Source organism: Gracilibacillus sp. D59, assembly GCF_052246695.1.
Taxonomy (GTDB): domain Bacteria; phylum Bacillota; class Bacilli; order Bacillales; family Amphibacillaceae; genus Gracilibacillus.
Genome location: NZ_JBQQCK010000001.1, coordinates 166,567 through 185,906 on the forward strand (window position 1 = coordinate 166,567; position 19,340 = coordinate 185,906).

Here is a 19,340-nt window from a genome sequence, read left to right on the forward strand (position 1 = left end):
CTTTACAAAAGTTAGCTGAAGACACGCCCCTCGGAAAGCTAAGTGGGCAAGCCGTAGCGGTTGTTAAGCATTTGATACATGTCAAAATGACCACTTTAACCAATAGTTACATCATATACTACACATAATCCTTCTTATATTCATTTTAATTCTTTACATTATTCGTCTTTGGATTGGAAAAAATTGATTTGTCCCAGCCTCTTTTTCCTATTTTACTCCTTCTTATTTCTAAAAATCTTCAATACCTCCATTAATACAACACTACCTAGTGCTAAGGAAAAAGCAATGAATCCTTGATTCCAGCCAAATTCATCCGGGATATGAAACACTTCTCTTGCAAATGGCATAATCGTTATTGCGTATAATACAAATCCGATCACTACAGCCCCTAACACATATTTATTTTGGAAAAATCCTGCGCCAAAGGCAGTCTGAACATTCGACCTTGCTGGGAAGGATTGTAATGTTCTCGATAAGATCAGGGTCGTGAAGGCCATTGCAACCCCCATTCCTTCTGAGTGCTGTAATCCGATATAATGAGATACAATAACAGCAATACCAATTAACAGTCCACGAATAATAACCGATCGTAATGTACCGCCAGCAAATATTCCTTCATCGATTTTACGTGGTTTACGCTTCATCACATTCGGTTCTGATTTCTCCATACCTAATGCAATCGCTGGTAAGGAATCATTAACAAGGTTGATAAATAATAATTGTAATGCTGTAAAAGGGTTGGCCCAGTTCATTATTACCGCAAACAGAATCGCTATAATCGCCCCTAAATTACCAGCAAATAAATAGGCAATCGACTTCTTGATATTATCAAAAACGGTACGACCAACACTGACTGCTTTAACAATTGAAACAAAATTATCATCAGTTAATATCATCGCAGCAGAGTCTTTCGCTACATCTGTTCCACTTCCCATTCCGATCCCGATATCCGCCTGTTTTAATGCAGGAGCATCATTAACACCATCGCCTGTCATCGCCGTTATTTGATTTTTACGCTGCCAAGCTTTTACGATTCGGATTTTATTTTCAGGTGAAACACGTGCATACACCGAAATGTGCTCTAACTTCTCATCGAGTTCTTCCTCAGACATATCATCTAACTCTTTCCCAGTTACAGCCATGTCTTCTTCTGCCATTAACCCAATTTCCTTGCCGATCGCTTCTGCTGTTGTTTTATGGTCACCGGTGATCATCACAGGTTTAATGCCTGCTTTTTTCGCCTCCTCAATTGATCCATAGACAGCATCACGCGGCGGATCCATCATAGCTGTAAAGCCTATTAAAGTAAAGTCTCGTTCATCATCTAAGGTGATTTGATGGTTTTCCTCCACTTTTTTATAGGCAAAAGCTAATACGCGTAAGGCTTGCTTGGAATAGCTCTCAATTTGATTTTCAAGAGATCTGAGCCATTCTGAAGTTAATTCTTGTTCTTCTCCATTTACTAAGATAGAACTTGCTCGTTCTAACATCACATCTGGCCCACCTTTGATCAACATCAATCGTTCTCCATCAATCGTATAGACCGTTGACATCATTTTCCGTTCTGAATCAAAAGGTAGTTCTGCTTCCCGCTTATACTTATTTCGTAATTCTTTATAAGGTTGCTTTTGCTTATCCGCTAATCGAATCAGCGCTATTTCTGTTGGGTCTCCTATCTCGTTGTTATCTTCATTAATATAGGAGTCATTACAAAGTGCCGCCGTCTGAATTAATAACTGTTCACCTTTTGTCCATCTTTCATTACTGAAGGGATTCTTTACTTCAGGCAAATATGCTTCTGTTACGGTCATTTGATTTTTAGTAAGAGTACCGGTTTTATCAGTACAAATAACACTGGTAGAACCAAGTGTCTCTACGGCTGGTAAACGACGGATTATGGCATTTTGTTTTGCCATTTTGTTCGTACCGACAGATAAAACAATGGTCACAATCGATTGTAAAGCCTCGGGAATAGCTGCAACTGCAATGGCTACAGAGAACATCAATGCATCTAAAACTGCTTTTGTCATATCGGCATCGGCATCACTAAACCAAATCCGACCTACTTGCACAGCAAAAATGACAATACAAATAAGTAAAATCGCAATACCTAATTTCTTGCTAAAAGAGTCTAGTTTACGTTGCAGTGGTGTTTGTTTTGCTTCCGCTGTTTCAATCATTTCAGCTATTTTACCGATTTCAGCTTTTTCTCCAGTTGCTGTCACGACAAAGGTACCACGACCATTAACAACTAAGGAACTGGAGAATACCATATTTTTCTGATCACCAATTGACACTTGCTCTTGAATTGGTTCCGTAACTTTTTCTACCGCATCGGATTCACCTGTCAGCATACCTTCATTAATTTTCAATGATTCCGCTTCTAACAAACGTCCATCTGCTGGTATGTAATCCCCTGCCTCTAACAAGACAATATCACCAGGAACTAATTGGCGTGCCATAATTGTCTGACTTGTGCCATCCCTAATCACTTTCGCAACTGGGGCAGACATATCTCGCAGTGCATCCAGTGAACTTTCCGCTTTCTTTGTTTGAACAACACTGATAATCGAGTTTAACAAAATAACGATAAATATAATGATTGACTCTATTAATTCGCCAAGCACTAATTGGACGATCGCCGCGACTAGAAGCACGACGACCATTGCATCTTTAAATGTTTCTAAAAATAGCTTCCAAGTGGGTACTTTTTCTCTGTCTGCTATTTCGTTATAACCTTCCTGTTCAAGGCGGTTATCTGCTTCATTCTTCGCTAGACCTTCAGATTGGGTTACTTCCCATTTATCTAATACTTCTTGCTTCGTTTTTTGATAACTACTCAAGATTGATCTCCTCCTGATTCGATCGTAATCAACACTTTTTCAATACGATAATCGGACATCTCTACAGCTTCAAACGTTAAATTTTTATACGATATTGCTGGGCGTTCTGAATTCTTTGGAATATATCCCAATTCATGAACGATAAACCCATTCACAGTTTCGAAATCATCAGAAGGCAACTCAACTTGGAATGCCTCCTCTAACAAATAAAGGTGAGTCGTACCCTCTACTTCATATTGATTCGTGTTTACCTTTTTTACACTGCTTGCTTCGTCTTCCCCAGGCAGATGGTGTTCGCTCAATATTTCCCCTACAATTTCCTCAATCATGTCTTCCATTGTAATAAGTCCATCGATGCCACCATACTCATCGACTACCATCGCGATATGAAGGTTATGTTTTTTCATATCGCGAAAGGCGACATCAATTGGTTGGGACTCCATCACATAATACGGTTTGCGCAAGAGATGATTCCAGGTATCACCATTTGACTTTAAAAAAGCAAACATATCTTTCATATGTAAAATACCAACAATATGATCTATATCCTCCTTATAAACAGGAAAACGAGTAAAGCGTTTATCATTGATAACGTCTAAAATTTCGTCAATACTTGAATGGACATCAATAGCTGTAATATCTGTTCGGTGTGTCATAATATCGGAGACAGTTTTATCATTAAACTCAAATATATTGTGAATCATCCGTTTTTCTTCATTTTCAATCGTTCCTCGTTCACCACCAATGTCCACCAGCATTCTTATTTCTTCTTCATTTGCCTCATCTTGTTTGGCATGAGGATCGACCCCAAATAATTTTACGATTAAGTTCGTCGAAAGATTCAAAATTTTAACAAATGGATAACTTACTTTAAATAAAATCGATAAAGGGGTGATCGTTTTATATGCTATTGTTTCTGCCTTTTGCAAAGCTAACTGTTTTGGTACCAGTTCTCCAATTACTAACGTAAAGTATGATAGAAGAATTGTGATGGTAATAACGGAGATCGTCTCTAGTATCGATAATGAAAGTGGTACACCGATAGTCACTAACCATTCCGCTAAAGGTCCTGCAAAACGATCTGCAGCAAACGCACTTGCTAAAAAACCTGCTAAGGTGATACCGATCTGTATCGTTGCTAAAAAACGTCCAGGTTCTGCTAATAAAAGTTGTAATTTAATGGACTTTTTATCACCTTGCTCCGCTTTTTTCTTTATTTTATTGTCATTTAAAGCTACTAATGAGATCTCAGAAGCTGCAAAAAACGCGTTGATCAGGATTAATAATACAAGAATAAAGGAAGATATTATCATAATTTCACCTTCTTTTTTTACTAGTCTTATCATTGTTATACCCTAAATAAACTGTAACATGACAATATATGCCGATAATAATTAATTGAAAATGTCAAAATTGAATGAATCCTGTTCTCAACTATGTCATAATAGATAATGTTAGAAAATTCCGGTAAAATATGTGATAATAAAATTAATTTAATTAGTAATAGAAAGTAGTTGGTGAGAATTATGCAATTAGAAATAGATAAATTATCTTTACCTGTATATGAAGCGCTAGCAAGTCAAGTTAGATTAGAAATCATTCAATTATTATCGAAAAATAAAATGAATATTAAAGAACTTTCCAGTGTTTTGGGGATTAGTAGCCCGATTGTGACAAAACATATTGAGAAATTAGAAAAAGCTGGTATTATCAGAACAGAGAAGATTCCAGGAAAATCAGGCTTACAACGAATCTCCATACTAAAAGTAGACCACATCGAAGTGAACTTTCCCAAAAAAATCTATCATTCATTTGCTACATACGAAACTTCAGTGCCTATTGGTCATTATACTGACTATCAAGTTGTACCGACATGTGGTTTAGCAACTAGCAAAGACTTTGTTGGTCCAGTAGATCAAACAAAATATTTTATGGACCCTAAACGGATGGATGCACGCATATTGTGGTTTACACAAGGTTTTATCGAGTATAAAACTCCTAACTTTTTACAAGAAGAAGATCAATTACAACAGATGGATATCAGCTTTGAAATCTCATCGGAGTTTCCATTCTCAAACGAAGTATGGCCGTCTGATATTACGTTTACTTTAAACAATATCGAGTTAGGCTCTTGGCAAAGCCCTGGTGATTTTGCTGATACCAGAGGCAAATACACTCCTGACTGGTGGCCACATAACATTAATCAATATGGACTATTAAAAACGATTCGTATTACATCACATGGTACTTATATGGATGGGGAACCGATGTCAGACGTAACCATTAGTGACTTAGACACAACTGTAGATGGATGGAAATTCAGAGTAGAAGTAAAAGAAGATGCTGAACACGTCGGTGGTGTCACACTTTTCGGCAGAGAATTCGGAAACCATGATCAGGATATTAACTTTAAATTATATTATATTTAGTAGTTTAAAAGACTTGAACCCGTTTCAATAATTATTGAAACGGGTTTTTCAGGTAAAACTAAAAGAAAAAAATTACTTCACAGAAGCTAATAGTTCATTTAAAATAAAAGTAAAATATTGTCGATTAATGATACAACGCAGAAAAAAGGGAAGGGAATCCTATGAAAAGAACAGTAATCATTGCAGATGATTCTCGCTTCATGAGACATTGGTTGAAACAACAGATTGAAATGAGTAACTACCAAATAATTGCCGAGGCATCAACCGGTTTGGAAGCTGTAAAAAAATATGTACAATACAGACCTGATATTATTATTTTAGATATCGTTATGCCTGAATCAAATGGCTTGGACGCCTTAAAAAAAATTAGAGAAATAGACAAAGATGCCAATGTTATTATATCTTCTTCCCTTGCTACTCATGATAACGTAACAAGAGCATTGCATTATGGTGCGAAGGACTTTATTATCAAACCACATTTTAATAAGCTGATACAAATCATGGATAATACGTTAGATTAGGAAAAACTAAGGGAATCACCCTTTTTTGCAATGTACTAAACAAATCCTTTTATAATTACTTCCTTCCATCTTTTTTTGATAAGTGCTAGGACACACTGCGAAGACTCCTGTGGGCAAAGCGCAAGCTGAAGATCCACTTGGTAAAGCGATTTTCTTTACCAAGTTAGCCGAAGCCATACCCACGGTATAGGATACACTAAGCAAGCTTGCTTGAGCAGATGTTGACTTATGCCACTTGGGTAAAAGCGCAGTGTTCTGCCGGAGCAAATCCATGTACACGTTACTTCATAGTTTATGTATTTGGTGCACATTTTTAATCTATAATCTTCATATAAGAAAAGCTTGGCTTTTTTTATTAGCCAAGCTTTTCTTATTAAAATAGCTCATAATAACTTTCTTGTCCAAGGTGTTGGACATATTTATCTGCTAACCCTTTTAAATCGGTAGATTCTTCTAAAAAGAGCCATTGATCGTCTTTTTCGCCAGTATAGGATTTCCGCTCTACTTGAAATGCTCTTGTATGTTTGTCTAACAATGTAAAACATAACTGTGCATCATATGTTTTATATTTTGGATCTGATAAAGCCTCTACAATTACAGGATTTTCATCAAACGGTACTGGGTTCTCATACGTGTACAAATATATACTTTTCTGTCTAATATCCAATTTATAATCCTTGATCGGACTATTAGTTTCCATGCTCTCTTTAATTAATTGCACTTCTTCCTCAGTTATTTTCCGTTTGGACTTCTTCGTTAAAAACACTCTTCCATTAGGGTGTTCATATATTACATAACCTTCTGGAATACTATCAATCGAAGTGTTAGGGTCATCTTTTTTAAAATAATATGCTGGATTACCTTTGCTAGTTTTTCTAACATGTAGGAAGTATTCATCTCCGCGAAAGTTCGTATATTGCACTGCCATCTTTACACCACCTTTAGTTTCATACCGATACAAGAATTTGCTTTCATTAGTATAACAAAAATTAGAGTAAAGTGAAACGATGAGTAAATCAATTTTCTGAATTAAACAAAAACAAATTCTTTTGACAATGTGATTTGCATCACAAATATAATCCTCTCTTTTTGATACAGTATTTGTAACACAATGACTCTACATTACCAGAAGGAGCATGTAATACTTTTCGAATTACCTATGCAAGATTAGCAAGCAAAAATACTTATCAGTATATACACCTTGAAAACACTTTACTTTTTAAATCCATTTCTTAATGGTAATAGGCGCTCATGAGAAGATTAGCGTCTTTTACATATTTTCGACAATTTCCCAGGAAATAGTTCCAGAATTGTTTATTTGGTTTATGATAATAAAGTGTAAGAAAGATAAATATTGGGAATAGTTTAAAGAGAGTTATTTTGTGTAATTAAAGGAGTGCATACACATGGAAATCAAAGTATCAGATCAAGCTCTACAATGGTTTAAAGATGACGTAGAGGTCAGCGATGGAAATACAATTAAATTTCAAGCTAAATATGGTGGCTATAGTCCAATACATGAAGGCTTTTCTCTAGCCTTCGCACTAAATGAACCAATGGGGGAAACGATTACAACTACTGAAAAAGATGGTATTACTTTTTTTATTGATGATACAGATGCATGGTATTTTGAAGGTTATAACTTAATTGTAGACTATGATGAAAAGCTGGATGAAGTTGCATATGACTATGAAGAAATTCAATAAAGAGTGGGGAATGTTCCCCGCTCTTTTTTATTGTAAAACTGCCTTCTTCTTAAAACCTATTACAACGAAAGATAATAAACTTATGTTAAAATAAAAGCGAACTTAATAAAATAGTAATATGCTCAACGAAGGAGGCTTTAGTCGATGAACAAACAAATTTTTCGCAAAGCGATGAGTAAATTTGCAACAGGAATCACTGTCGTTACATCGGAATTTGATAATGATATACAAGGGATGACGGTGAATGCGTTTATGTCTGTATCTCTGGATCCACAGCTAATCACTATTTCACTTGATTCTAAAACTAATTTTCACCAAAATGCTGATAAAATCAAACGATTCGGAGTCAGTATATTACGGGAAGAGCAACAAGAAATATCTATGATTTTTGCCAAACAAATCGAAAAAGAATTTAAAGATTTCGCTGAATTAGATGGGATACCTGTGATTGCTAATGCACTTACTACATTAGCGTGCACTGTAGTCAATACGGTGGAAGCTGGAGATCACCTGTTGATTATTGCAGAAGTAGATGAAATTGAAATAAACGAAGGCAATCCAATTCTTTATTATAACAGTGCATACAAAAGAATCTCGGATGAATAAAGCAAGTACGGAGGAAAGTCATGGCAATTCTTGCAATCTTACAAAAATGCGCAATACTACCTAAAAAAGAATCTATGTTTTGGCTAAATCGCGTTAGTATGAGGGATACACTCGTCTATCTTTTTCTCTTATTCTTTATTAGCTTCCTACCGAATGTTATTATAATGGTAGCAAATTTTGAATCCGGCCAATCTCACATATCTTTCAGCCAATTCTTACTACAAATTATTGTTTTTTATCCCTTCTTTATGATGTTCATAGTTGTGACCGGTATATCCATATTGGCAATTGGCTCATGGATACTGAAATGGTTACTGCAGCGAAAATTAGCGTATCAACAATTATGGAAAATGACTTCCTTTGCGTTACTGTGGCCATTAATGATTTATCACCTGTTATTTTACACCCCACTAGCGACTTCTATTGCTTTTTTTGTTGGTTTAGTGTTGTTATATGTTCTCATGTATCGAATGATTACGATTTACCCAAAACAAAGGAAGTGAGGGAATCACATTGGCAAATAATGAATGGAAGATAAACCATAGCTCTACAACCCAGATAGATCGTTTTAAAATAACAATTGATGAAGTATTGCTTGCAAATGAGCAGACACAAAATTTTTCATATATTGAATTTCGTGACGGTGTCTGCATTTTAGCTATCACGGAAGATAATAATGTAGTAATGTTAAAACAATACCGACATCCATTACATTCTACTGAACTTGAATTTCCTGCAGGTATGATCGAAGAAGACGAAGAACCTCTTCTCGCAGCAAAAAGAGAACTGCTAGAAGAAACGGGATATCAGACAGATGAATGGCATTCACTTGATTATTTCTATCCGTCTGCAGGTTCCACAACCGAAAAAATCCATCTATTTCTCGCTTCAAAGGTAACGAAAGTAGCTGATCAATTCTTAGATGAACTGGAGAACATCGAGGTTGAAGTAGTTAGTATCCAAGATTTTTGCCAACTTGTAGAACAAGGTGTCTTTCGTCACGGTGCCGGACTCGCTTGTTGGGCGAGATATTTAAGTACGACCTCTAATTAAAGATAATCCTTTTTTAAGCAGTGTCTGCAAAGACTGTATATAATTGCGGACACTGTTTTCACTTTTCCCTATATTCTGTCCGTCAGACATTCCTTCCCTTTTTCTAACTTTTTGTCCATAAGATATCAAAAAAAGCTAAAGCCCGTTTAGACTTTAGCTTTTGATCATTTCTCTTACTTTTGCTACTTCTTCATCTGGAACAATATAATAATATACACCACCAATATTTGTCCCTGATCCTTTCATTCGATAACTTGTCACATTTTTTCTTGTATTGGTATAACCATTCAGCAAGGATTTCATTGCATTAAAATCAAGACTGGTGGACATGTTATTTCCCATAATATCAATTAACTCGTCCACTTTTGTAATATTTGCTACACTGGCACCTTTATTAATAATCGCTTGAATTACTTTTCGTTGACGATCAGTCCTTCCAAAGTCACCAGCTGGATCTTGTTTTCTCATTCTTACATATGCAAGTGTTTTATCTCCATCCATTTCAACTGGACCTTTGGTAAACTGGTACTTGCCGTCACTCCACTCTATGTCATTGTTAACAGTGATAGTTCCTACTTCATCAACTAACTCTTTTAAACCTTCCATATTAATACGAACAAAATAATCTATTTCAATATCCAAAAAATTCTGGACGGTTTGTATTGCCATATCTGGACCACCAAAAGCATAGGCATGATTAATTTTATCTTCATTACCTCTTCCAACAATTAAAGTACGAGTATCTCGTGGAATACTTACTAACTGCATCTCTTCTTTTTCCGGTTTTAATGTTAATACCATTAAGGCGTCAGAACGACCCGAATCATTCGCACGCTGATCGACACCTAATAATAATATATTTAGTGGCTCAGCATCTTCTGTTTTTTGTTTTACTTTCTCTAAATCTATTGATTCTATCGGATCATGCATTTTGGTGTTGAATGTATCCTCTACATCATTCACAATCGACCAAACATATCCACCTACAGCTAAAACAATAACCAACAGTATAATAAGTGGTGTTAATATCCACCATTTTTTCGATTTTCTTCGATTTGATCTAGTTTCCACTCTCAATCAACATCCTATCTCATTTTATATATAATCTTCCAACATTATAGCACAATTAACCTAAGAAAAGAAAACTACTTCTTGAATATTTTAGCAATTCATCAAATTATTTGTATATAAAGCGAGACTTCCATCAGGGTGTTAGCATCCGTTATCCATCACTTAACTTTTTTGATTTACTCGAAGTTTTACGGACGATTAGCACAGTAATAAATATGCCTACAGACCAATTATTAACTTTATCACCTTATCGTCTAGTTATTATTCACTTCTATTATGTGAACTTATACTTGAATTAGATATATTCACCTTCAAATATAATCTGCTAAAACCCTAAAAAATTAATCACTTTAGTGATTAATTAATGCTAGGATATATTTACCAAAAAGGATCAAAGCTATAATTATGATTTAGCAAAAGAAAAAGTAGAGATTGTGAAAGAAGTAATCACCCAATTAGAACATGATGCTAGCCTTCAATTAAACTATGGACGAGTATCCGTTACTCTTCCTGTACAACTCTTACAATCATATGGTAAAAACATTACCTTTTCTTTTAATGAAGTGACTACGATGAAACGCAATGATGTCTTAAGTGAACTGTATGACTTTCAACTATTTGCTGGCGTTCAGGAGAAAAGCAGAAAGATGAATCGGAAACTCCAGGAAATAACAAGACAGAATCCGATTCCGATCAATATGAAGCATTGCCGGATACCGCAACCAATATAACAAACTGGCTTTTAGCAGGTTTATTACTTACATTATCAGGTATAGTGGCATTGGTAATGTCCAGACGAAAAGAAGTATAATTTATGAATCGAGAGAATCCTTGGAGTGTATTGATATCTCCAAGGATTTTTCATTTTCAAAACCTAGAATCCTTGCATTTACATAACAAAAGGCAGATAATAATAACAGAAATTTTTTGAATTATGGAAGGAATGTGTCAAAATGGGGTCTACTCATGAATTTTCAGTTAAAGAGGAAGTCGCTAATTCCATTACCCATGGAATTGGGATGGCATTAAGCATTGCCGGATTAGTTATTTTGATCGTCTATTCATCATTACACGGCACAGTATGGCATATCGTAAGTTTTACATTATTTGGTGTTACGATGGTACTTCTTTACACATCCTCTACACTGTTGCACAGTCTTCCAAAAGGAAAAGCAAAAAATGTTTTTGAAATATTGGATCACTCATCGATCTATTTCTTTATCGCAGGTTCTTATACACCATTTTTATTAGTGGTTATTCGCGGCTGGGAAGGCTGGACTTTATTTGGTATTATCTGGGGACTTGCCATTGGCGGAACAGTGTTTAAAGCCTTTTTTGTCAAAAAGTTTTTATTCTTTTCAACCATACTTTATGTGATAATGGGGTGGCTAATTATATTTGCTTGGCAACCACTTGTCGAGAACATGCACCCCAATGGTATGAAACTTTTAGTCATAGGTGGAGTATTATATACAGTCGGTGCTATTTTTTACGTTTGGCGCGGATTTAATTACCACCACGCATTATGGCATTTGTTTGTTTTAGCAGGATCAATAGCCCACTTTTTCGCTGTATTACTATATGTATTGCCAATTAAATAATAATTTTTAGAGGCTGGGACAAAAGTGATTTGGTAAAAACCGAACGATTATGCGAATTCTACTATTAGAAATTGTTATCGCTCGGTTTTTTCAATTGCGTAATAGGAACAGTGGAATTTTTGATATGTATAAAATGCTAAAAAAACCGCTACGTCTTTAAATGCTGCAACTGGAGACTATTTAGAAAGCGAGCCTTACTGTGTGGGCAATGCGGGAGAGAGCAATAAACTATAAAGTGAGACTTCCATCAGTGGGGTTTTACGGACGATTAGCACCGTAATAAAAAAACTGAACGATATCTTCGCTCAGTCTTCATCAAGCTTCCTTTTGCAAAACACCCATTCCGATTAATATTACTTTCGAATCATTTGTTAAGAAATTTAATGCTTCTTTTTCCATAAAAAGATGTGGCTTATCCTTCACGATTAACTTAATACCTCTCACATCAAATTGTTCAGCATATGAATTAACTGCTTTAATAGCTGCTAATTCCCTTTTTTCTAAATTTCTATAGCCAGATTCCTGACGTTTGACCATAAAATTTAATAACTCGCGTGCATTATGGTTTAACAAATGTCTTTTTTCTTTTAATAATTCAAGGTTTTCCTCTATATAACGTCTGGATGTCACTAAATCAAGATTATCTGTAGCATGGTTGATACTTTTTATAATTTCACTGAATTTCATATCAATCCTCCTGACTTATAAATTCTTTTGCAACCCTTAATAACTATATCATGAATAGGGATTTTTAACTATATATTTCTTATATTTTTATCATATTTTGTCGAAAAAAGAATTAACCTAGTAATTTTAACCCAATAACTGATAATATAATTAATGATAGAAAGAAAATTCTCTTGGAATTTTTGGATTCATTGTAAAATAAAATACCAATAATAGCAGCACCTGCTGCACCTATACCTGTCCATATTGCATAACCCATGCTCATTGGTATGGTTTCTAGTGCGATCGCCAAAAATAAAAAACTTAAAAGAAATCCTGCAATCATTAAACAAAAGGCTGTCTTTGTTTTCTGTCGATGCCAGTGGTTCATCATCATAACAGCAAACATTTCAAATAGCCCTGCAACAATTAGTACTATCCATTCCATGATTTACCTTTCCTCCTTTTCTGGCTCTGATGTCCATTTCACTCCAATGATCCCTGTTAATAAAAGAAAAATAAGTGCTATTTTAGCTATACTTATTTCTTCATCAAAAAAGAAAACACCAGATACTACCGTACCAGCAGTACCTAAACCGACAAAAACGGCGTAAACCGTTCCCACCGCTATTTTTTCTCCAGCCATGATCAAAAAATAGAAACTAATAACAATAGCAATAACCGTACCAATCCACTCTAATACTTGATTAGCATGTGTCAATCCAATAACCCACAACACCTCAAAAACAGCTGCAATAATGATCTTTAACCATTCCTTTAACATGAAAATTCCCCCTCTTGTTTTATTAACACTAATAACGACTGCGGACCAACGAAAACATTCATAGGGCGACTTTCTCCCATGCTTATTAAATTAAGAGTGCTCGCGCTTTGAATCGTATGAGTTCCCTTCTGTGGGAAAGAGCTGAAGATCCACTTTATGAAGTACTCTTCTTTATAAAGTTAACTAAAGCCAAGCCAGCGAAATTGGAAGAAAGTAAATCTCTAGCTTCTCCATTAATGTTTGATGTGCACCTATATATTTTCTTGACTTCTAAAAAAAGAAAAGCCTGAGAGAATAAAATCTCCCAGGCTTTTGTCCTTCCGTGTCACAGTAGTTACTGTGTGTTTTCTCTTGGACCAGTCCAACATGCCGTTGCGGAACCCTAGAAAACAGTTACCATATATTATTTGAATTTATTGTACCATTTTTTGCTTTCTTTTTCTAGTAATCCATAATAGACTAACACCCAACACGAACAGTAATCCACTTGCAGATAACCAATTAAAGATATTTGTTGCAGTGTCTGGTAAGCCATTACCATCATCTGATTCTTCATTATCATTTGCTGTTTGTTCATCATCTTCGGCTGTTAATACGCCGTAGGTTGAAAAGTGCTCTACTGTTACAGTCACGACACCATCGCTTACTTTACCACCAATATGCTCCCAGCTATTTGTCGCTTCATTATAATAATAGATCGCTACATTTTCATTATCTTCATCATGACCCATCGTTAATTGAAATTCACCAGTATAGTCTTCAAAACCTTCAGGGAATGAAAATTCAAACGTATATACATCACCTGCTACTTCCAGATCCCCTAAGTTTTGCGGCTCCGCTTTTTGAACAACTAAAGTAGTTCCTTCTGGTAAGTCACTTGGCAAAATCACTTTCGTTTGAGTATCAGCAATAGAAATTTCCATATCTGCTGCTACTTCTTTTTCTTCACCTAATCCGACAACGATTTCATTAGCGGATTCGTTCTTACCATCATTTTCATCTTCAGGGGATTCTTCTCCTGACTCTTCACCATTTTGATCTCCTTCAGATCCTTCTCCTGGTGACTCTTCATCATCACCCGGATTCTCTTCTTCTGGATCTTTACCTGGCTCCTCTTCTGGTTCTTCATCTGAATCCTCATCTGGATCTTCCTCTTCAGGCTCCTCGATTGGATCTAATGCATATGGATCCCAGCCTTTTAATACATTTTGTACTGTCCAATCAGCAGCCTCTTCATCTGTTAATTGGCGACGCGACTCATTTATTACTGCCCCTGGTCCTTTATTTTTATACTCATATAACCGTGCATCTTCAGGTTGTAAACCACTCATCGATGTCCAGCCTTCTGGTTTAATATGCTCACCAAGTTCACTTTCCATAATGACGACACTTCCAATTGCATTCGGATTACCGCCAGCAGGCCATGGTCTTCCTAAATAAACTGTTTCTGCAGGCGCATCACTTGTAAATTTACTGTCTTTAATTAACATCCCGTATTTATCAGAAAGTAATGTACTCGCTGCCGTCACGTAACCATTGTTAGAGTCTGAACCTCTATCCAGTGAATGGATAACAGAATCTTCAATTACAATGCTTGCAGCGCCAAAAATGAAATCAACATCCCCTTCAATATACACATCACCATAGTATTGAGTACCTGAACGTGTATATAACGTATCTTGGTTACCGATAAAACGTACATCTTTGAAATATTGACGATCACCACTGGCGTACACTGCTACCGCTTGTTGCCCTTCGACATTGGCACTTTCATCAAATGAATTTTCCAACGTTAAATTCTCGATCCGGAGATCATCTGCTCGCAAATAAACACTAGCACTACCACTTGTACCCATCGTTCCGCCTACACCATTATCACGACCAGCGTAATTATCATACGTAATAATCGTATCTGTTTTACTTTCACCTAATAATGTAATAAATGGTTTATTAGTTGGAATTGTGACAACTTCTTTATACGTACCATCTTTCACAAAAATGGTAACAGGATTACGATTATTTTCAGGTACAGCATCAATAGCAGCTTGAACCGTTTCGTAATCGCCTGATCCATCTTTTGCGACAACTAAATGACTTTCGATCTCATCCATTTGTTTTGTTTGTCCTTCCAGTACTTTGATTTCACCTTGCTCTAGAGTCTTGCCATTTGGATCAACAGAGTTGGTACCTGTTACTTGAACAAATACTTTGTCTGTATAATCACCTGTCGTTTGCATGATTTCTAACAGCTGAGTTGCCCAGTGACCACCCCAGGAATAACCATCTCTTCGTTCTGCTTCTATTTCCATAATGTCATGTTTAATCACACCATCCCGACCAGAGAAAATCGGTTTATTTGTACCGATCTCATAAAAACGGTACCATGCTGTTGAATTCGGATCCTCTACAAAATATTCATTATTAGGATCGCCACTAACATATCTTGTATTTTCCAATTTAACTTCATCAAACCATTCTAATGCCGCCAATACCGCTTCATTAATTTCCTCAGTCTGTGGACGAGACATTAAATAACGAACAATTCCGACTGACTCTGACCCTGAAATAGATGGATGCTCATATGAACGCGCCTCTCTCGGTTCATACGTAAATGGATCGTGTTGAGCACACCATGCGGTTAATTTACCATCCACTTCAATTTGCGCTTTTAAAATGTAGTCAACCCCTAATTCAATGGACTCCTTCGATTTAATAACATATTCTTCACTTATCAAATCAGAATCAAATGGATAACGCTGTTTCGCAACTAAATCCAGTAATTCCAAAACATTAACCATTGCTTCATCATTGAAGGTTACATAGTCAGAGTAGTTACCTCTTTCAGGATAAACCTGTGCAAAACCACCTGTTTCATACTGTAGTTTAAATAGGAAGTCTAAACCTTTCTCAATACTTTCTTTGTATTTCGGATCTTTCGTTTCCTGATAGACTTGTGCCAAAAATTGAAGCTCTGAAATGGTTGCATCATTATCAATCGTACCTAACTCGACACCATCTTCTACCCACTCTGATCGTGATTCTTCACCATCCCATGGACGTGTATAGATGTGTGGCCAGTTTTTCGTCCAACCACCATGCTCCATTTGCCAGGTTAATAGATTATCTGCTTTTTCAATAGCAGTATCTAAATCACCTGAGAATCTTGTTTCTTCAAATTCTATTGGATACTCAGCATACTCATTCCACTCATCTAAACTGTGCATTACAATAACGGTTTGTCCAAATTTATTGGTAGCTTTTGCTGCTTTATCAATATTTAAATTCGTAAATCCTGGTGCTAATAGCTCCCACTTTCTTGTTGGAACTACTACTTCTAGATCAGCATACGTAAATTCTTCAAAGTATCCGTTTAATGTAACAGCAATTAGGTTATTTGAAACGGCATGCACACCAGCGATGTCCACTGTTTCACTTTCGTTTTGCGCTTCTAGTAAAGCTACTAAATCCCTTGCTTCCCCCCAAGTTAATGTTTCACTTGAAGATTGAACAGTTTGATCAGAAGCCGACTCTATAATTTGTACTGCTTCTTCGCCAGTGATTGTTTCATTTGGATTCACATTTTTATCATTTACTAAATGGTCGGCATAACCTAATGCTTCAGCAGCCTCCAGTACATAGGAATACCATTCTTCAGTAGATGTCTCCCAAACAGCTTCTTTCTTCTTCAAACCTTTGAATTGTTCTTCATGAACATAACCTAGTGCTTGATTCACTAGTGCAAAAAATTCGATTCTTGAAATTGCTTCGTCATTTGCTGGAAGTTCATTCACCACGATACCCAGCTCTTGTAGTTTTCTCAGTTCAACACCACTTACTACTTCTTCAATATCAGACTCTTCTACATCTACCGGCCCTTCATTACCAGCCTCAGATTGATTATGAACCCGCAAATGGTCAATGTTTGCTCCACCACTTGATCCAACTCCAGTAGCTCTAATGGTATTTTCACCGGCTTGAAGTACCGTTTTAGTAGATGTATACTCCCAAGTTGCCCAGTCACCAGTAGGAGCAAAAGCGAGCTCTTCTTCTACTATTTCCCCATTTACTTTAACTTCTGCAGGTCGTTGATCTGTACCACCATGCCCGTAACGGAAGTCTAAGAAATACTCTCCTTCCACAGGAACATTGACCGTCCACTCAACCCAGCTTCCAGGAGCGTTAGGACTGAAATCGATAAATCCATCTCCTGTAAAGCCGGTATGTTTATTATCGATAATAACCGTACCCTCTTCTAATGCCGCTTCTTCTGCTTCATAAATTTCATCATACTCCATCAAAACTTTTAAATGATCAATGTTTGCGCCACCACTGGCACCAACTCCAGTTGCGCGAATAACATTCTCACCTGCCGTTAATTGTGCTTTCATTTTGGTATGTTTCCAAGCTGTCCAATCACCTGTCGAATCAAAAGGTAATTCTTCTTCTACTATTTCACCATTTACTTTAATTTGAGCAGGACGTGAATCTGTACTGCCATGAGCATAACGGAAATCTAATGTATATTCACCATCTGCGGGTACATCCACTACCCATTCGATATAACCACCTGGTGCGTTAGGATTGTAATCAACAAAACCTGTACCTGTAAAGCCTGCGTGCTTATTATCGATAATTGCATTACTAATTTCAGCTTCTTCCGCTTCATAAATATTACCAGCAACCGGTTCTTCTGGTTCACTTGGATCTTCGGGCTCAGGTTCACTAGGCTCTTCTTCAGGCTCTTGATAAATAGCACCTGCAACTTTTAAATTATCTAAATAGTGTCCATCTGTTCCACTGTTAGGAGTGAAACTTTCGACAAAATTAACTTTTGTTGCCGGTTCATTAAGAGCAGCTTGTTCATGAACTAATTCATCATCTATATAGACATTGGCATACTGCTCGTCTAAGTTGATTTCAACCGTTACTTTATACCATTTCCCTTCTTCAACTTCCACCAATGGATGATAGTTGTCACCAGTGCGATACGTAATCGAACCATTTTTTGTTTCGATAATAACTGGTGTACCATCACCTTTAATTCGTAGAACTTTCGTCGAGCTCGTATAGCTAGGCTGCATAAATAACGTTTCAACCGTTACGACACCACCAAGGTCTTCCACCGATTTACTTAAAATAACATTTGTATCATTACTTGTATCGTCAAGGAAGACACTCTTATTATCTGCAGACGGAACATCTGCTACTGTTACTGTTCCTCCACCTTCTGATACCGCTACATCTGAAGGGGTTTCGCCAACCACATCATCATTAAAATCTCGTTCAAAAACAAATTCAGCTTCGGGCGTTTCCGGAGGCAGTTCCACTTCCTCTAGCTGTGAAATGCGAAGATCATCTATATAATGCCCTAATGCTTTACTGCCAGGAGTAAATGATTCGATAAAATTGATATTCGATGCATCCTCGTAAAATGCTGCATCTTCAACTTTTAACTCTTCATTAACATAGGTATCAACAGTTTTGTCTGTTAAATCTACCTCAACTTTAATGTTGTACCATTCACCTTCCTGCACTTCTACTAAATTCTCATAAGAATCATCGCTATTTCGATAACCGATAAAACCATCATTGGTTTCGATAATGACTGAGGTAGCGTCACCTTTAAGGCGCATTACTTTTGTCGAACTTGTATATTCTGGTTGCATAAATCTCATTTCAATCGTTACCTGATTTTCCAAGTCTTCAAATGATTTAGAGATTTGCACATCATCACTATCACTTGTGTCATTCAGAAAGACGCTTTTATTATCGGCATCAGGTACATCTTCAACAGTTACTTCACCTCCCGCTGTTGACACTTCTATATTTGCAGGGGCTTCACCTGTTTGATCGTCATTAAAATCATCTTCAAAAATAACAACGTTGTTAAAGTTTGACGCAGCTTTTACCAGTGTAACTGGCATTGTAGAAAATACAGTAGTAAACACTAACATAAAAATGAGAAATACGTTGACTGTTCGTTTACCATTCATTAGTTAATCTCCCTTCTCTTAATAAGTGAACATCCAAAAACAGTATAGGATTTAATGATTCCCTCCT

At 36.4% G+C, this 19,340-nt stretch carries 17 protein-coding genes and 1 riboswitch; of the genes, 9 read left to right on the forward strand and 8 right to left on the reverse strand.

What is annotated here, in order from left to right:
* Positions 1–212: 212 nt before the first annotated feature.
* Together ACTWP4_RS00890 and ACTWP4_RS00895 are read right to left on the reverse strand one after the other, a co-directional pair.
* Entirely contained in the window at positions 213–2,843 is a 2,631-nt protein-coding gene (locus ACTWP4_RS00890) for a cation-translocating P-type ATPase (RefSeq protein ID WP_443126874.1), read from the reverse strand.
* Positions 2,840–4,189, reverse strand: coding sequence for a hemolysin family protein (locus ACTWP4_RS00895; protein ID WP_443126875.1), 1,350 nt, complete (start codon positions 4,187–4,189; stop codon positions 2,840–2,842). The genes ACTWP4_RS00890 and ACTWP4_RS00895 overlap by 4 nt, the downstream gene beginning before the upstream one ends.
* Before the next feature lie 180 nt (positions 4,190–4,369).
* Between ACTWP4_RS00895 and ACTWP4_RS00900 the strand changes: the two genes are divergently transcribed.
* Together ACTWP4_RS00900 and ACTWP4_RS00905 are read left to right on the forward strand one after the other, a co-directional pair.
* Positions 4,370–5,272, forward strand: coding sequence for an ArsR/SmtB family transcription factor (locus ACTWP4_RS00900; RefSeq protein ID WP_443126876.1), 903 nt, complete (start codon positions 4,370–4,372; stop codon positions 5,270–5,272).
* 161 nt (positions 5,273–5,433) lie between these two features.
* Positions 5,434–5,793 carry a response regulator gene (locus ACTWP4_RS00905; protein ID WP_443126877.1) on the forward strand — a complete coding sequence of 120 codons (360 nt, stop codon included), beginning with the start codon at positions 5,434–5,436 and terminating at the stop codon, positions 5,791–5,793.
* 373 nt (positions 5,794–6,166) lie between these two features.
* Here the strand turns inward: ACTWP4_RS00905 and ACTWP4_RS00910 are convergent, their stop codons facing one another.
* Positions 6,167–6,721, reverse strand: a complete 555-nt coding sequence (locus tag ACTWP4_RS00910) for a hypothetical protein (RefSeq protein WP_443126878.1) — start codon at positions 6,719–6,721, stop codon at positions 6,167–6,169.
* Positions 6,722–7,199: 478 nt separating this feature from the next.
* Between ACTWP4_RS00910 and ACTWP4_RS00915 the strand changes: the two genes are divergently transcribed.
* The 4 genes from ACTWP4_RS00915 (at position 7,200) to ACTWP4_RS00930 (ending at position 9,158) form a co-directional block, all read left to right on the forward strand.
* A complete protein-coding gene (locus ACTWP4_RS00915; protein ID WP_443126879.1) occupies positions 7,200–7,499 on the forward strand; it encodes a HesB/YadR/YfhF family protein in 300 nt (99 codons plus the stop codon).
* A 144-nt stretch (positions 7,500–7,643) separates the two neighbouring features.
* Entirely contained in the window at positions 7,644–8,105 is a 462-nt protein-coding gene (locus ACTWP4_RS00920) for a flavin reductase family protein (protein WP_443126880.1), read from the forward strand.
* Positions 8,106–8,125: 20 nt separating this feature from the next.
* A complete protein-coding gene (locus tag ACTWP4_RS00925; RefSeq protein ID WP_443126881.1) occupies positions 8,126–8,608 on the forward strand; it encodes a hypothetical protein in 483 nt (160 codons plus the stop codon).
* Between the two features lie 10 nt (positions 8,609–8,618).
* Complete coding sequence (locus ACTWP4_RS00930) at positions 8,619–9,158, forward strand: NUDIX hydrolase (protein ID WP_443126882.1); 540 nt, start codon at positions 8,619–8,621, stop codon at positions 9,156–9,158.
* A 153-nt stretch (positions 9,159–9,311) separates the two neighbouring features.
* On the opposite strand, the gene ACTWP4_RS00935 is transcribed toward ACTWP4_RS00930, so the two are convergent.
* The gene (locus ACTWP4_RS00935) at positions 9,312–10,229 is read right to left on the reverse strand and encodes an LCP family glycopolymer transferase (RefSeq protein ID WP_443126883.1); all 918 of its coding nucleotides are present in this window, start codon (positions 10,227–10,229) and stop codon (positions 9,312–9,314) included.
* Between the two features lie 434 nt (positions 10,230–10,663).
* Here ACTWP4_RS00935 and ACTWP4_RS00940 point away from each other — a divergent pair, with 434 nt between their 5' ends.
* From ACTWP4_RS00940 to trhA, 3 genes are all read left to right on the forward strand, one after another.
* On the forward strand, positions 10,664–10,960 hold the full coding sequence (locus tag ACTWP4_RS00940) for a hypothetical protein (protein ID WP_443126884.1): 297 nt from the start codon (positions 10,664–10,666) through the stop codon (positions 10,958–10,960).
* On the forward strand, positions 10,936–11,040 hold the full coding sequence (locus ACTWP4_RS00945) for an LPXTG cell wall anchor domain-containing protein (RefSeq protein ID WP_443126885.1): 105 nt from the start codon (positions 10,936–10,938) through the stop codon (positions 11,038–11,040). The genes ACTWP4_RS00940 and ACTWP4_RS00945 overlap by 25 nt, the downstream gene beginning before the upstream one ends.
* A gap of 142 nt (positions 11,041–11,182) precedes the next feature.
* Positions 11,183–11,830, forward strand: coding sequence for a PAQR family membrane homeostasis protein TrhA (gene trhA, locus ACTWP4_RS00950; RefSeq protein WP_443126886.1), 648 nt, complete (start codon positions 11,183–11,185; stop codon positions 11,828–11,830).
* Positions 11,831–12,145: 315 nt separating this feature from the next.
* Here the strand turns inward: trhA and ACTWP4_RS00955 are convergent, their stop codons facing one another.
* The 4 genes from ACTWP4_RS00955 to pelA all read right to left on the reverse strand — a co-directional run bounded on the left by ACTWP4_RS00955 (position 12,146) and on the right by pelA (position 19,273).
* Complete coding sequence (locus tag ACTWP4_RS00955; RefSeq protein ID WP_443126887.1) at positions 12,146–12,517, reverse strand: hypothetical protein; 372 nt, start codon at positions 12,515–12,517, stop codon at positions 12,146–12,148.
* A 112-nt stretch (positions 12,518–12,629) separates the two neighbouring features.
* Positions 12,630–12,944 (reverse strand): DMT family transporter, encoded by a 315-nt coding sequence (locus ACTWP4_RS00960; protein WP_443126888.1) that lies wholly within the window; start codon positions 12,942–12,944, stop codon positions 12,630–12,632.
* 3 nt (positions 12,945–12,947) lie between these two features.
* The gene (locus ACTWP4_RS00965; protein ID WP_443126889.1) at positions 12,948–13,280 is read right to left on the reverse strand and encodes a DMT family transporter; all 333 of its coding nucleotides are present in this window, start codon (positions 13,278–13,280) and stop codon (positions 12,948–12,950) included.
* Between the two features lie 299 nt (positions 13,281–13,579).
* Positions 13,580–13,677: riboswitch (guanidine-I (ykkC/yxkD leader) on the reverse strand.
* 16 nt (positions 13,678–13,693) lie between these two features.
* The gene (pelA, locus tag ACTWP4_RS00970; protein WP_443126890.1) at positions 13,694–19,273 is read right to left on the reverse strand and encodes a pectate lyase; all 5,580 of its coding nucleotides are present in this window, start codon (positions 19,271–19,273) and stop codon (positions 13,694–13,696) included.
* Positions 19,274–19,340 lie beyond the last annotated feature (67 nt).